Annotated in this window: 12 protein-coding genes; 9 read left to right on the top strand and 3 right to left on the bottom strand. The window is 69.6% G+C overall.

What is annotated here, in order from left to right:
- Positions 1-97 precede the first annotated feature (97 nt).
- Positions 98-2,722: a DNA polymerase I gene (gene polA, locus U874_RS0105890; RefSeq protein ID WP_025133615.1), complete on the top strand. Its 2,625-nt coding sequence runs from the start codon at positions 98-100 to the stop codon at positions 2,720-2,722.
- A 228-nt stretch (positions 2,723-2,950) separates the two neighbouring features.
- On the opposite strand, the gene U874_RS15505 is transcribed toward polA, so the two are convergent.
- A complete protein-coding gene (locus U874_RS15505; RefSeq protein ID WP_157834217.1) occupies positions 2,951-3,574 on the bottom strand; it encodes a hypothetical protein in 624 nt (207 codons plus the stop codon).
- Between the two features lie 712 nt (positions 3,575-4,286).
- Here U874_RS15505 and U874_RS14725 point away from each other — a divergent pair.
- Positions 4,287-5,357, top strand: coding sequence for a helix-turn-helix domain-containing protein (locus U874_RS14725; protein ID WP_025133613.1), 1,071 nt, complete (start codon positions 4,287-4,289; stop codon positions 5,355-5,357).
- Between the two features lie 124 nt (positions 5,358-5,481).
- On the top strand, positions 5,482-6,927 hold the full coding sequence (gene rpsA, locus U874_RS0105875; RefSeq protein WP_025133612.1) for a 30S ribosomal protein S1: 1,446 nt from the start codon (positions 5,482-5,484) through the stop codon (positions 6,925-6,927).
- A gap of 152 nt (positions 6,928-7,079) precedes the next feature.
- On the opposite strand, the gene U874_RS0105870 is transcribed toward rpsA, so the two are convergent.
- On the bottom strand, positions 7,080-7,682 hold the full coding sequence (locus U874_RS0105870) for a DUF4126 domain-containing protein (RefSeq protein ID WP_025133611.1): 603 nt from the start codon (positions 7,680-7,682) through the stop codon (positions 7,080-7,082).
- A 50-nt stretch (positions 7,683-7,732) separates the two neighbouring features.
- Here U874_RS0105870 and coaE point away from each other — a divergent pair, with 50 nt between their 5' ends.
- Positions 7,733-8,350, top strand: a complete 618-nt coding sequence (coaE, locus tag U874_RS0105865) for a dephospho-CoA kinase (RefSeq protein ID WP_025133610.1) — start codon at positions 7,733-7,735, stop codon at positions 8,348-8,350.
- Here coaE and U874_RS0105860 read toward each other — a convergent pair.
- Positions 8,347-8,958, bottom strand: coding sequence for a vitamin K epoxide reductase family protein (locus U874_RS0105860; protein ID WP_025133609.1), 612 nt, complete (start codon positions 8,956-8,958; stop codon positions 8,347-8,349). The two genes, coaE and U874_RS0105860, sit on opposite strands and share 4 nt — an antisense overlap.
- A gap of 318 nt (positions 8,959-9,276) precedes the next feature.
- On the opposite strand from U874_RS0105860, the gene U874_RS0105855 reads away from it, so the two are divergent.
- From U874_RS0105855 to proB, 5 genes are all read left to right on the top strand, one after another.
- Complete coding sequence (locus U874_RS0105855; protein WP_025133608.1) at positions 9,277-11,832, top strand: Rne/Rng family ribonuclease; 2,556 nt, start codon at positions 9,277-9,279, stop codon at positions 11,830-11,832.
- A 145-nt stretch (positions 11,833-11,977) separates the two neighbouring features.
- Positions 11,978-12,286, top strand: coding sequence for a 50S ribosomal protein L21 (gene rplU / locus U874_RS0105850; RefSeq protein WP_025133607.1), 309 nt, complete (start codon positions 11,978-11,980; stop codon positions 12,284-12,286).
- Between the two features lie 34 nt (positions 12,287-12,320).
- On the top strand, positions 12,321-12,575 hold the full coding sequence (rpmA, locus tag U874_RS0105845) for a 50S ribosomal protein L27 (RefSeq protein WP_025133606.1): 255 nt from the start codon (positions 12,321-12,323) through the stop codon (positions 12,573-12,575).
- Between the two features lie 68 nt (positions 12,576-12,643).
- Complete coding sequence (gene obgE / locus U874_RS0105840) at positions 12,644-14,149, top strand: GTPase ObgE (protein WP_025133605.1); 1,506 nt, start codon at positions 12,644-12,646, stop codon at positions 14,147-14,149.
- The gene (proB, locus tag U874_RS0105835; RefSeq protein WP_025133604.1) at positions 14,146-14,961 is read left to right on the top strand and encodes a glutamate 5-kinase; all 816 of its coding nucleotides are present in this window, start codon (positions 14,146-14,148) and stop codon (positions 14,959-14,961) included. Before obgE ends, proB begins: the two co-directional genes overlap by 4 nt.
- Positions 14,962-14,974 lie beyond the last annotated feature (13 nt).

The following is a 14,974-nucleotide window of genomic DNA, read 5'->3' as shown; positions in this document are numbered from 1 at the left end:
CCGGGGACCACGCCTCGCCCGCGCGCGATTCCCCCGTGTGGATGTCGGTGGCGGCTTGTAGGCTGGGCATGTGTCGAATACGCCTCAGCCTACCCTCATGATCATCGACGGCCACTCGCTGGCCTTCCGAGCGTTCTACGCGCTCCCGGTCGATAGTTTCCAGACCCAGACCGGGCAGCACACCAACGCCGTGCACGGCTTCATCGCCATGCTGATCAACCTGCTCAGCAACGAGACACCCGACTCGCTCGCGGTGGCGTTCGACATCTCGCGGCACTCGTTCCGCACCGAGGAGTACCCCGAGTACAAGGGCACGCGCGGCGAGACCCCGCCCGAGTTCAAGGGGCAGATCCCGCTGCTGCAGGAGGCGCTGCACGCGATGGGGATCACCACCCTCGAGAAGGAGAACTACGAGGCAGACGACATCCTCGCCACCCTCGCGACGCGCGGCGCGGACGCCGGGTACCGAGTGCTCGTGGTGAGCGGCGACCGCGACACGATCCAGCTCGTCGACGATCGGATCACGCTGCTCTACCCGTCGAAGCAGGGCGTGAGCGAGCTCACCCGGTACGACGCGGAAAAGGTGATGGAGCGCTACGGCGTGCGCCCGGAGCAGTACCCCGAGATCGCGGCGCTTGTCGGCGAGACGAGCGACAACCTCCCCGGTATCCCGCGCGTGGGCGAGAAGACCGCCGTGAAGTGGATCAACCAGTTCGGTTCGCTTGAGGAGATCCTCCGCCGCCAGGACGAGGTGGGCGGCAAGGTGGGCGAGAGCCTGCGGGAGCACGCGCACCTGGCCGAGCGCAACCGCCGGCTGAACCGGCTGGTGCGTGACGTCGAGCTCGACGTCACGATCGATGAGCTGAAGCGCGGCGAGATCGACATGCACGCGGTGCAGGAGGTCTTCGCGAAGCTTGAGTTCCGCACGCTGCTGCAGCGGGTGGGCAAGCTCGCCGGCGCCGAGGTGCCCACGGGCGGCGCCACGACGAGCGCGACGCCGCTCGCGCCCGAGCAGCCCGTCGCGAAGCTGCTGATCGACGAGGAGCTGGGCGACTGGCTGGCGAAGGCGGAGTGCCCCGCCGTGGTGATCCAGTCGAGCGACGCCGGCACGACGGTCGGCCTCGCCACCGCGGAATCCTCGGTGCTCTTCCACTGGCAGCCCGGCGGCCGCGACTACGCGCAGTTCGAGGAGTGGCTCGCGAGCGATGCGCCCAAGATCTTCTTCGATGCGAAGCACCAGCTCCGTCTTGCCGACGAAGCGGGCGTGCGCATCGGCGGCATCGCCGGCGACCTGCTGATCGCCGCCTGGCTGCTCCGCCCCGCGACCGCGGAGAAGAACATCCCCGAGGCGGTCTTCCGCTTCCTCGGCGAGCAGGTGCCCGAGGGCGACCCCAACCAGCTCGTTCCCGATGAGGGGAGCGTCGCCGACGCGGCCGCGCTCGCCTGGTACGTCGTGCGCGCGCACGCCGCGGCGCTCGAGCGCTTCCCGGATCGCACGGGCGAGATCTACGCGGACATCGAACTGCCGCTCGTCTCTGTGCTCACCGACCTCGAGGAGCGCGGCGTCGAGATCGACCTTCCGCTCTTCGAAGCGCATCACGCGGAGCTGACGGCGCGCGTTGCGGGGCTCGAGCAGGAGGCGTTCGACGCGATCGGCCACGAGGTCAACCTGTCCTCGCCGAAGCAGCTGCAGGTGGTGCTCTTCGAGGAGCTCGACATGCCGAAGACGCGCAAGACGAAGAGCGGCTACACGACGGACGCGGCCGCGCTCGCCGAGCTGCAGCAGAAGAACCCGCACCCGTTCCTCGGTGCGCTGCTCGCGCACCGCGACGCGAACAAGCTGCGCCAGATGGTGGAGACGCTCATCAAGGCGGTGCAGCCCGATGGGCGCATCCACACGACGTTCGTGCAGACGGGCGCGAGCACGGGGCGTCTGGCGTCGACCGATCCGAACCTGCAGAACATCCCGGTCCGCTCCGAGGAGGGGCGCCGCATTCGCGAGGGCTTCATCCACTCGGGCGATTTCGAGACCCTGATGACGGCCGACTACTCGCAGATCGAGATGCGGATCATGGCGCACCTCTCGGGCGACGAGGGGCTGATCGAGGCGTTCAACGCGGGGGAGGATCTGCACCGCTTCGTGGGCGCCCGCATCTTCGGCGTGCCGCCCGAGGAAGTGACGAACGAGATGCGCTCGAAGGTGAAGGCGATGTCGTACGGCCTCGCTTACGGCCTGTCGGCATTCGGCCTGTCGAAGCAGCTCGGCATCTCGGCCGCCGAGGCGAAGCAGCTCATGACCGACTACTTCGAGCGCTTCGGCGGTGTTCGCGACTACCTCCGCTCGGTCGTCGACCAGGCGAAGCGCGACACCTTCACCGAGACGATCTTCGGCCGCCGCCGCCCGTTCCCGGACCTGGCGAGCCCCAACCGCATCCTCCGGGAGAACGCGGAGCGCGCAGCGCTGAACGCGCCGATCCAGGGCTCCGCAGCGGACATCATCAAGTTCGCCATGATCGGTGTGGAGCGGCGCATGCGCGAGGCCGGCCTGACCTCGCGGATGCTGCTCCAGATCCACGATGAGCTCATGTTCGAGGTTTCCGCCGGCGAGTGGGACGCCCTCGAGGCGATCGTCCGTGAGGAGATGGCGGGCGCCGCCGAGCTCTCCGTGCCGCTCGAGGTCCAGGTGGGCCGCGGCGCGAACTGGAACGCGGCCGCGCACTAGCGGTCTCAGGTGGGCCCGCGGGGCCCGCGGTCCCTGCGGGCCCCGCGGTCCCTGCGGGCCCCGCGGTCCCGCGCGTGCGCCTGGGCCCGCGCGTGTGCCTGTGCCCGCGCTTGCGCGCCCGGGCGCTCGCGCGCCGCTCGCGCGCCCGCCCCGCCCCGCGCGCCCGTTCTGCCCACCCCGCCCCCAAGTTCGGTCGAGTTTGATCCACTTTTCGCACCCCATAGTGGATCAAACTCGCTCGAATCTTGGCCCGATCGGCCCGTCTGGCAACCGCCGATGCGCTGACGCTGTGTGCTCGATGAGCGGGCTTGCGAGCGCCGCACGGAGCCGTGTGCGGAGCGTTTGCGGGCGCCGATAGAGCAGCTCAGCGGTGACCCGCAGCACGCGCCACCCCGCGTCGGCGTACAGCTGCACCTTCTCCACATCGCGGGCGTACTGCCGCGCCAGGGTGAAATGGTGGGCGCCCTCATACTCGAGGGCAAGCCGATGCTCTGGGTAGGCGATCTCGCTGCAGCCCAGCAGCCTGCCGGCTCCGTCCCGAACGTCGAAGTCCAACCACGGCTGAGGGAAGTCCCACTCCTCGAGCAGCGCTCGGAGGTGGCTCTCTGGTGGGGACGCCGCGTGCGCCGAGAGTCTCGGCAGCAAGGCGAGCAGTTGGGCGCGACCGCGACGATAGGGAGTGCGAACCGCATCGCTCAATTCCGAGTGTGTGGCGAGCGGCGGCGCCGTGAGTTCATCGGTGCCCGGCAGGCGGTCCGCATGCAGGATCGCATCGCCCAGCGCGATCGCTTCGAACCGATTGATCGTCGGGGCAAGCTGCACCCAGGTCGTGGCCGGGTCGGTGAGTCGCACGCCGCGTAGCGCGGTTACTGCGACGAGCCTGGGTGAGACCGACCGCGGCGCCACTCCGAAGCGGGGGAGCCCTGGTCGTCTCCCGAATGCCGATGCGTCGAGCCGCTCCGGGTGCACAGGTGGTGGGCCGATGGGGAGTCCCCAAAGCGCCGCCGCGGTTCGATGGGAGAAGAAGACCTCGTCCGGGAGCATCGGGCCGAGGGCTTCGGCGCGGGCGCGCACCTCGCGCCGCCAGAGCTCGTCGGAGTGCGGCGGCTGCCCGCCGAGCGGGGGCTCCGGATCCGGAGCGACGGCGAAGCGTCGCGCGTACAGTCCGCGCGCGATCCGAACGACATCCGGCCCGTCGAGCCGCCTCGAGTGCACGCCGTGCGCGCGGGCCTCGCCGGAGGAGAACGTGCGCCCGAGTGCGGGCGGGAGTGGGATCGGAGAGCGACTCATGCGCCCAATCTCACCCCGGGGCCGGCGGCGAATCTCCTTACGGACAGGATCCGTGGATATCGGGGCGTCGCCCGGTTCCGGATGAGGGCTGTGAGCGAAGACCGCCCGGCGACGAAGAGCAGCAGGATCCGGATCAAACTCAAACTTTTTCCCGGGCAGGACCCGACCCCCAACACCCCTCCACACCCACTGGCCAAACAGTCGAGTGGCGGAAATCCGCGGATCTTGTGGACAAGCGGCCCGCGCCGACCGCGGGGCGTGGTTCGATGATTCCATGCACACGGAAATCACCAAGCGGGACCTCGGCCGCTTCGTCACCGAGCGGCGCCGCGCCCTCGGGCTGACCCAGCGCGAGCTCGCCACGCGCCTCCACGTGACCGAATCGGCGGTCTCGAAGTGGGAGCGCGGCCTGTCCTATCCCGACATCACGATGGTCCAGGCCCTGGCCGCCGAGCTCGGCGTCACCGGCCAGGAACTCATCAGCGCGAGCGAGGACCACGAGGGCCGCGCCGCCGAGCGCGACGCGCGGGTCTACCGCGGCTGGCGCGCATCGATTCTCTGGAGCACCGCCATCGCGTACGCCGCGACGATCCTCACCTGTTTCATCGTGAACCTCTCTGTGTCGCACACGCTCAGCTGGTTCTGGATCGTGCTCCCCGCGGTTGGCATCGCCTTCTCGCTCACCACCCTGCCGCTGCTCGGGGTCCCGCGCCCCGGTTGGTGGGCGCTCGGCGGCGCGACGGTCTCCCTCCTCGTGCTGCTGCTCGTCGTCTGGGCGCAGAGCGCACCGGGCGCGTGGCTCGGGATCGCGGTCGCCGCCGTGCTGCTCGGCCTGCTGCTCGTGTTCACGCCGATTCTGCTCTCGCTCGCGCCGATCGGCGCCGGGCTGCGGCGGCACCGGACAGTGCTCGCCCTCGCGATCGACACGGTCGCGCTGGCGCTCTTCCTCGGCGTCGTCGCCGTCGCGATCGGCGAGCCCGCGCGCTGGCTCGACCCGATGCTGCCGCTCGCGGGCATCGGGGCGGCACTCGTCTGGGCGGTCGCGCTCGCGATTCGCTACGTCCCGGGACCCGCGGCCCTGCGGATCTCGATCGTGGCCGCGATCCTCGGCGCCGCCGGAGTCGGGGTCGACTGGGCGGTCGCCCGCGTGCTCGGGCAGCCCTGGGATTTCGCGCCGGATCTGCGCACCTGGTCCGACGACACGATCGACGCAAACATCAAGCTGCTCGTGCTCATCGGCGGGATCCTCATTGCCGTGATCGGCGTGTTCGTGGCAGCGATCGGTGCGGCGGGGAAACGCCGCGATTCTGCGCTTGCCTCCCGCGCCGAAGCGGGGATAGACTGAAGCGTCACATTTGTGGCGACTCAACCATGTCCACATGCGCGGCATGCGCTCGAGTCGGAAACGACCCGAGACTGAATTCTGCACGCCGCGCCTGAATATCCTGTCCATTCTGGAGACCATTTACATGACGAACGCAACGACCACCAGCAAGCAGGTCGCGATCAACGACATCGGCTCGGCCGAAGACTTCCTTGCTGCGGTCGAAGAGACCATTAAGTCCTTCAACGACGGCGACCTCATCGAGGGCACCGTCGTGAAGATTGACCGCGACGAGGTCCTCCTCGACGTCGGGTTCAAGACCGAGGGTGTCATCCCCTCGCGCGAGCTGTCCATCAAGCACGACGTCGACCCCGATGAGGTCGTCGAGGTCGGCGATTCCGTTGAGGCACTCGTGCTCCAGAAGGAGGACAAGGAAGGTCGCCTGATCCTGTCCAAGAAGCGCGCGCAGTACGAGCGTGCGTGGGGCGACGTGGAGAAGATCAAGGAGAACGAGGGTGTCGTCACCGGCACCGTCATCGAGGTCGTCAAGGGTGGCCTCATCGTTGACATCGGGCTCCGCGGCTTCCTCCCGGCTTCGCTCATCGAGCTTCGCCGCGTGCGCGACCTGACCCCCTACCTGGGCCAGGAGATCGAGGCGAAGATCCTCGAGCTCGACAAGAACCGCAACAACGTGGTGCTGTCGCGCCGTGCGCTCCTCGAGGAGACGCAGTCGGCGACCCGCTCCTCGTTCCTCGCCGAGCTCAAGCCCGGCCAGGTGCGCAAGGGTGTCATCTCGTCGATCGTCAACTTCGGTGCGTTCGTCGACCTGGGCGGCGTGGACGGCCTCGTGCACGTCTCCGAGCTGTCCTGGAAGCACATCGAGCACGCTTCGGATGTCGTCGAGGTCGGCCAGGAGGTCACCGTCGAGGTGCTCTCCGTCGAGCTCGATCGCGAGCGCGTCTCGCTGTCGCTGAAGGCGACGCAGGAGGATCCGTGGCAGGTCTTCGCACGCACCCACGCGATCGGTCAGATCGCCCCGGGTGTCGTCACGAAGCTCGTCCCCTTCGGCGCGTTCGTTCGCGTTGCGGACGGCATCGAGGGCCTCGTGCACATCTCCGAGCTGTCGGGTCAGCACGTCGAGCTCGCTGAGCAGGTCGTGTCGGCCGGCCAGGAGGTCTTCGTCAAGATCATCGACATCGATCTCGAGCGCCGCCGCATCTCGCTCAGCCTCAAGCAGGCGAACGACGGCGTCGATCCCGAGGGCACCGAGTTCGATCCCGCGCTCTACGGCATGACCACGGAGTACGACGAGAACGGCGAGTACAAGTACCCCGAGGGCTTCGATCCCGAGACGCAGGAGTGGAAGGAAGGCTTCGAGTCGCAGCGCGAGAAGTGGGAGCAGGAGTACGCTGCTGCCCAGGAGCGCTGGGAGGCTCACAAGAAGCAGGTCGCCGCGGCGCTCACCGAGGTCATCGCGGCCCCGGCTGCCGACGCAGGCGCTTCGAGCTTCTCGAGCGATTCCGCGTCCACCGGCGCACTCGCTGACGACGCGGCACTCGCCGCGCTGAAGGCGCAGCTCGAGGGCAACTAACCCCGAGTCCTGAAGGCCCGGTCACCCCACGGGGTGGCCGGGCCTTCGGCGTTCTCGGGTGCACACCGGGCGCACACCGGGCGCGGCCGGGTGGGGGTGCAGGGGCGCCGCCGCACCCCACCCGGCCGCGCCCGCACGCGCCGCCGCCGGGCTCAGGGGGCCGCGAGCCGCTGCTCTGCGCGCAGGCGCTGCACGCGGCGGAGCCGCCGCACGAGGAGGAACACGGCCACCCCGAGCGCGATGAGCGCCACGACGGGGACGAGCACGGCGAGGATCGTGAGCGCGACGGCGCCGAGATCCTCCAGCGTGCTCGAGATCGCCGCCCCGGCACCGGCCGTCAGGACGTTGAGCACGGGTCGCGCGATCGCTTTGAGCGCGTGCGGGACCAGCGCCACGAGCACGCCGAGCAGCACCGGCCAGAACTGTGCCGAGGTGACGAACGCCGCGGGATCCGACACCGCCACGGTGTCGCTCGCCGAGCCCGCGGCGAACACGATGCCGCCAGAGGCCGGCCGAATCACGGTCTGCAGCACGTCGTTGACGCTGTCGAGCGCGGGCACCTTGTCGACGATCACCTCGATGAGCAGGAGCACCGCGAGGATGCCGAGCGCCCATTCGTTCTCGAGCCACGACCAGCCGTCGGGCAGCTGCACCCACGTGGTGAAGCGGGAGAGGAGGCCGAGTCCGAGCAGTGGGATGTAGGCGTTCAGGCCCGCGGACGCGGCGAGCACCGTGCCGGTGATGAGTTCGAGCATGCGTGCCTCCCTGGCGCCAGCATACGCGAGCCCCGCGCTACCCTGGGAGCATGACGCTGATCGGACTGACGGGCGGGATCGCCGCGGGCAAATCGACGATCGGGCGGCGCCTCGCCGAGCTCGGTGCGATCCGGATCGACGCGGATCAGCTCGCGCGGGACGCGGTCGCGGTGGGTTCGCCCGGACTCGCCCGCGTGGCCGAGGCGTTCGGCGCCGACCGCGTGATCCGGAGCGACGGCTCGCTCGATCGCGCAGCGCTCGGAGCGATCGTCTTCGCGGACGCCGAGGCGCTCGCCCGGCTCAACGGCATCGTCCATCCCGAGGTGCAGCGCCTGTTCGCGGAGGCGCAGGCGGCAGCACTGGCGGCGGATCCGGACGCGGTGGTCGTGTACGAGATTCCGCTGCTGGTCGAAGCTGCGCGAGAGCTGCCGTTCGATCTGGTCGTGGTCGCGGAGGCGCCGAGCGAAGTCCGGGTGGCGCGCATGGTCGAGCTGCGGGGCATGTCCGAGGCCGACGCCCGCGGCCGGATCGCGAACCAGGCGAGCGACGCCGAGCGGCGCGCTGTGGCCGATGTCGTGATCGACACCGCGGGCACGGAGGCCGAGACACTCGCGCAGGTCGACGCCCTGTGGGACCGCCTGCGGGGGAGCGCCGCGGGGTCCCGCTAGTTGCGCGCGAACTCCGCGAGCCAGTCGAGCTGCATCTGCGCGAGGAACGCGATCACGAGCACCGTGATGAGCACGAGCACCCAGGCCCACGAGTTCAGCTGCTGGAACGCGCGCTTCCGGCCGGCGCTCGCGGGCACGAGCCCGGTCGCATCGGGGGTGAACGCGCTGAACCACCAGAGCGGGATCATGGCCGACCAGACGACCATGCACCACGGGCACAGCGTGCCGAGCGAGTAGACGCTCTGCGTGAAGAGCCAGCACACGAAGACGAAGCCGGCGAGCAGGCCGAGCTGGTAGACCCGCCAGAACCACGGGGCGAAGCGGGCCCCCGCGAGGAGGGCGACGCCCACGATGATCGGCGCCATGAACGCGGCGACGCCGATGATGGTGTTGCTGAAGCCGAACAGCGAGCCCTGCCAGGAGCCCATGTTCGGCCCGCAGGTGACGAGGATGCTGACGGCGCAGTTGGGCACGTAGCCGGGCTGTGCGAGCGTCTTGATGTACTCGGTGAGGAGCTCCCAGGACGCGAACCAGCCGACAGCGCCGGCGATGATCGTGAATACGGCGAAACCGACCGGCCGACGCGCAGTCTCGAGTGCAGAGCTCATGCCGCGATCCTAACGCGCCCGCCTGCGTCGAATCCTGCGAAGTGCGCTCCCACGCCCGGCAGATGACGCGAGATTGCCCGAGGTGGGTGGAATCCTGCGGAAACGGAGCGTCGCGTGACATAATGAGTACCGCAGTGCAGGTTGCCCTGGAACGGGAACCGCACGCACAGTCTTTTGGCGGCCGCCAGGTCGCCACCGGTCGAGGAACGACCGAGCGCGGGTGCAGGCATCCGCGGGGAACAGGATTCGCGGGAGATCCCGCCGAAAAGAATTGCCGGAGCGAGCAATGCTTTCTCCGGATCGAAGGAGACACCAGGAATGGTGAAGCAGACGACAGAAGAACAGCACGAGCCGGTGCAGGAGGCCCTCGCGGCGTCCGAGGGGGAGTCCGCCGAGACGAGCGAGACGGCACCCGTCGCAGCGGAGGACACCACCGAGGCGGTGGCGACCGAGTCGGACACGGAGACGCCCGCTCCCGGCATTGCCGAGGACACCGCTGAGGCCGCGGCTCCGGTGAAGCCCGAGGCTCCGCAGCTCGTGCTTCCGCTCGCGGACATGACGCCGGAGGAGCGCTTCCGCGCGACGACGCGCCTCATCTTCCTCGCTCCGGATGTGCCGCCGATCGCTCCGCGCCCGCGCCGCAGCGAGATCCGCCCGAGCGAGCTGCGCCAGCTCGACGACATCCTCGATCAGCACCTGCATCCCGAGGCCGATTCCGATGAGCGCGAGCCCGTATCGAGCTCGCGCACGCGCCGCCGTCGCTCCGGTGGGGGAGACGCTCCGCACGAAGACGAGGTCCCCCGGCGCCAGCCGCGCCAGGCACCGGTCATCACTGAGCCCCAGAAGGTCAAGGGCTCCACCCGTCTCGAGGCCAAGAAGCAGCGCCGCCGCGACGGGCGCGACGCCGGCCGCCGCCGGGTCGTCATCACGGAGTCCGAGTTCCTCGCGCGCCGCGAGTCGGTGGACCGCGAGATGATCGTGCGCACCACCGCCGACCGCGTGCAGATCGGCGTGCTCGAGGACAAGGTGCTCGTGGAGCACTACGTGGCGCGCTCGAGCGAGTCGTCGCTCATCGGCAACGTGTACCTCGGCCGCGTGCAGAACGTCCTCCCCAGCATGGAGGCCGCGTTCGTAGACATCGGCCGCGGCCGCAACGCTGTGCTCTACTCGGGTGAGGTCGACTGGTCCGAGTTCGAGGGTGGGAACACCGCACGCAAGATCGAGAACGCGCTGAAGCCCGGTGATCAGGTGCTCGTGCAGGTCACGAAGGATCCGGTCGGGCACAAGGGCGCGCGCCTCACGAGCCAGATCTCGCTGCCCGGCCGCTTCCTGGTCTACGTGCCCGGTGGGGCGATGAACGGCATCTCCCGCAAGCTTCCCGACACGGAGCGTGCGCGTCTCAAGAAGATCCTCAAGGAGGTGCTCCCGAGCGGCGCCGGTGTCATCGTGCGCACCGCCGCCGAGGGCGCGAGCGAGGATCAGCTGACGCACGACGTGCAGCGCCTCACGCGCCAGTGGGAGTCGATCCAGAAGCGCGTCGCAAAGGGCGGCGGCCCCGTGCTGCTGCACTCCGAGCCCGACATGCTCATCAAGATCGTGCGCGATGTCTTCAACGAGGACTTCCAGAAGCTGCTGATCTCCGGCGAGGACACCTTCACGGTGATCGAGAACTACCTGTCGCAGGTGGCTCCCGACCTGCTCGAGCGCGTCGAGCGCTACACGGGCGAGCGGGATGTCTTCGACGAGTACCGGGTGACGGAGCAGATCGCGAAGGCGCTCGACCGGAAGGTCTGGCTGCCCTCGGGCGGTTCGCTCGTGATCGACCGCACCGAGGCGATGACCGTCGTCGACGTCAACACGGGCAAGTTCGTCGGTTCCGGCGGCAACCTCGAGGAGACCGTCACCAAGAACAACCTGGAGGCAGCCGAGGAGATCGTCCGTCAGCTGCGCCTCCGGGACATCGGCGGCATCATCGTCGTTGACTTCATCGACATGGTCCTCGAATCGAACCGCGACCTCGTGCTCCGACGGATGGTCGAGTGCCTGAGCCGCGACCGCACGAAGCACCAGGTCGCCGAGGTGACCTCGCTCGGCCTCGTGCAGATGACGCGCAAGAAGCTCGGCCTCGGACTGCTCGAGTCGTTCAGCGAGCCCTGCGAGGTCTGCGCGGGCCGCGGCGTCATCGTGCACCACGAGCCCGTCTCGAAGCACCGCAGCGAGGCGCCCGCGCGCAACTCGAAGCGCGGCGGCGGGCGCGGGGGCAACGGCCAGGCGCAGCCCCAGCCGCAGCACGACGCGAAGGCGCACGCGATCACCGACGGTGCGAAGAACATGCTCGCGCAGGTCGCAGCCTCGACGATCCCCGCGGCAAAGGCGGGCGAGCACGAGGCTGAGCAGCCGGCGGGCGGCGCAGATGCTCGCGGCGCAGAACCCCGCGGCGCAGAGCCCCGTAGCGCAGAGCCCCGCGGCGGCGAGCACCGGGGTGCCGGCTCGCGCGACGGGCAGGGCGCACCGCGCCAGAGCGGCCGGGTCTCCTCCCGTGCGTCTCGCGCGGCGGGCGACGGTCCCGCGGCCGACCGCTCGGCGGCGCCCGCGAGCGCTGCCGAGACGGCTGCGCCGCAGCACGGCGAGCGCCGCGCCGCAGAACTTCCCGCGAAGGCGGGATCCGGGGCGGGCAACCTGCTCGACTCCGTTCTTGATGCACTTCCCGAGGCGCCGAGCGCCGGGGCGGGGCGGGCGCGCAGCCGGCGCGTCACGACCGCTCCGCTCCGTGCCGGCGGCGAGCAGCCGAAGGACGAAGCGCAGGCCGCCCAGCTCGCGCTCGCCGAGGCACTCGAGGCCACGGTGCGTCGCAAGGAGAGCGAGCGTCAGTGACACGCGGCCGCGCCTATTTGACCAGGTGCGGTTCTCCGAGATATTATTGAGCGTTGGTGCCGCTCCGGCGGCGTTACCTCAGACTTCGAAGTCGGCACGGCCGCGCTTCGACACGAAAACAATCCTCTAAGAAAAAGGGTGAGAAGTGGTTTACGCAGTTGTGCGCACAAGCGGCCGTCAGGAGAAGGTCGAGGTCGGCTCGATCATCACCGTCAACCGTGTTTCGGGTGACGCCAAGGGCAAGCTCGAGCTTCCCGCGGTGCTGCTCGTCGATGGCGACAAGGTGACCACCGACGCCGCGGCGCTCGCGAAGGTCAAGGTTACGGCTGAGGTCCTCGATGACCTCCGCGGTCCGAAGATCGTCATCCAGCGCTACAAGAACAAGACCGGTTACAAGAGCCGCCAGGGGCACCGTCAGGATCTGACGCGCCTCAAGGTCACCGGCATCAAGTAACACTTTCCAGGCACTACCGAAGGAGTAGAGACTCATGGCATCCAAGAAGGGCGTGGGCTCCAGCAAGAACGGTCGCGACTCGAACGCGCAGCGCCTCGGCGTGAAGCGCTTCGGCGGCCAGCAGGTGAACGCCGGCGAGATCATCGTCCGCCAGCGTGGCACCCGCTTCCACCCCGGCGCGAACGTCGGTCGTGGCAAGGACGACACCCTGTTCGCTCTCGCAGCGGGCTCGGTCGAGTTCGGCGCGAAGGGCGGCCGCAAGGTCGTCAACATCGTTTCCGCAGCCTAACTCAGGCGATCAACGGCGAGGCGGGCTTCGGCTCGCCTTTTGCCGTATCTAGCGAAGGATTTCTCAGCATGGTGACATTCGTTGACCAGGTGCAGGTGCACCTTCAGGCGGGGCGCGGCGGTAACGGCTGCGTGTCGGTCCGGCGTGAGAAGTTCAAGCCACTCGCGGGCCCGGACGGCGGAGCCGGTGGTGATGGCGGAGACATCGTCATCGTCGCCGACCCCCAGGTGACGACGCTCCTCGAGTACCACCGCCGTCCGCACCGCGTCGCCGAGAACGGCGGCTACGGTGCCGGTGGCTACCGCGCCGGCACGAGCGGCGAGGAGATGGTGCTGCCCGTCCCCGTCGGCACGGTCGTGAAGAACACGGCGGGGGAGACCCTCGTCGATCTGAACGAGGCCGGTCTGCGCTTCATCGCCGCTCGCGGCGGCATCGGCGGACTCGGGAACAACGCGCTCGCGAGCGCCAGGCGCATCGCCCCCGGCTTCGCGCTGCTCGGCACCGAGGGTGACGCTGGATCGCTCACCCTCGAGCTGAAGACGATCGCCGATGTCGCGCTCGTCGGCTACCCGTCCGCGGGCAAGTCGAGCCTCATCGCGGCGATGAGCGCGGCGAAGCCGAAGATCGCCGACTACCCGTTCACCACCCTTCACCCGAACCTCGGCGTGGTGCAGGCGGGCGATTCCCGCTTCACCGTGGCCGATGTTCCCGGGCTCATCGAGGGCGCGAGCGAGGGCCGCGGCCTCGGCCTCGATTTCCTCCGCCACGTCGAGCGCTGCAGCGCACTGCTGCACGTGCTCGATTGCGCGACGCTCGAGCCGGGGCGCGATCCGATCTCCGATCTCGACGTGATCCTGCGCGAGCTCGAGGCGTATCCCGTTCCCGAGGGGCAGGTGCCGCTGCTCGAGCGCCCGCAGCTCATCGCGCTGAACAAGATCGACGTTCCCGAGGGGCGCGAGCTCGCGGAGTTCGTGCGCCCGGATCTCGAAGCGCGCGGCTACCGCGTCTTCCTCATCTCGACGGTGTCGCACGAGGGCCTGCGCGAGCTCGGCTTCGCGCTCGCGGAGCTCGTCGAGGACGCGCGCGCCAAGGAGCTCGCGGCAGCCCCCGAGCAGCCGCGCATCGTGCTCAAGCCGAAGGCGGCGGACGACAGCGGCTTCCGCGTCGTGCCCGAGGGCGGCACGTACGGCACGATCTACCGCATCCTGGGCGCGAAGCCCGAGCGCTGGGTCGCGCAGACCGACTTCCAGAACGACGAGGCCGTCGGCTACCTCGCCGATCGCCTGCAGAAGATCCGGATCGACGATGCGCTCATCAAGGCCGGTGCCGTCGCCGGCTCGACCGTCGTGATCGGCCCGGGCGCCGGTGTCGTCTTCGACTGGGAGCCCACCGTCACGAGCGCCGCCGAGGTGCAGATGGGCGCACGCGGAACGGACCTGCGTGTGGATCCGAACCAGCGCCGCACCAACAAGGAGCGCCGCGCGGACTACCACGACATGATGGACGCGAAGGCCGAGGCGCGCGCCGAGCTCGAGCGCGAGCGCGAGGCGGGGCTCTGGAGCGAGGAGTCGTGAGCACGGGAACCGAACTGCTCGCGGCTCGCCGCGTCGTCGTCAAGGTCGGTTCCTCGTCCGTGAGCGGGGACAACGCCGCCCAGATTCCGACGCTCGTCACCTCCCTCGCGCGGCTGCACGCCGCCGGGGCCGAGGTGATCCTCGTCTCGAGCGGCGCGATCGCGACCGGTGTCCCGTTCCTCCGCCTCGACGAGCGGCCCGCGGATCTCGCGACGCAGCAGGCCGCCGCGGCGGTGGGGCAGAACATCCTGGTCAATCGCTACCAGCGCGCGCTCAGCAGTCACGACGTGATCGCCGGACAGGTGCTCCTCACCGCTCACGACATGGAGAACCCGACGCACCGCGGGAACGCGCGCCGGGCGATCGAGCGTCTGCTGCAGCTCGGGATCCTGCCCATCATCAATGAGAACGACACCGTCGCGACCCACGAGATTCGCTTCGGCGACAACGACCGGCTCGCGGCGCTCGTCGCCCGCCTCGTCGGCGCCGATCGTCTCGTGCTGCTCTCCGACGTCGATGCCCTCTACACGGCCCCGCCGACCGTCGTCGGCGCGACCCGTATCCCGCACGTGCCCTACGGCGACGAGCTGCACGGCATCGAGATCGGCGCCGCTCAGTCCGGGTGGGGCACGGGAGGCGCCGCGACGAAGGTGCAGGCGGCGCGCCTCGCGGCGGACGCGGGCACTCATGTGCTGCTCACGGAGACCCGGCTCTTCGCCGGGGTGCTCGACGGGGCGGATCACGGTACCCGATTCGATGGCCGCCCGACCGCGGATCCCGTCACCGAGGCGGCGGCTCTCCCCGCGACGTGACCCCGGAGGAACC

The organism is Leucobacter sp. PH1c, from assembly GCF_000633415.1.
Classification (GTDB): domain Bacteria; phylum Actinomycetota; class Actinomycetes; order Actinomycetales; family Microbacteriaceae; genus Leucobacter.
Note: the sequence above shows the minus strand (reverse complement) of the source record. Positions and strands in the feature narration are given on the sequence as shown.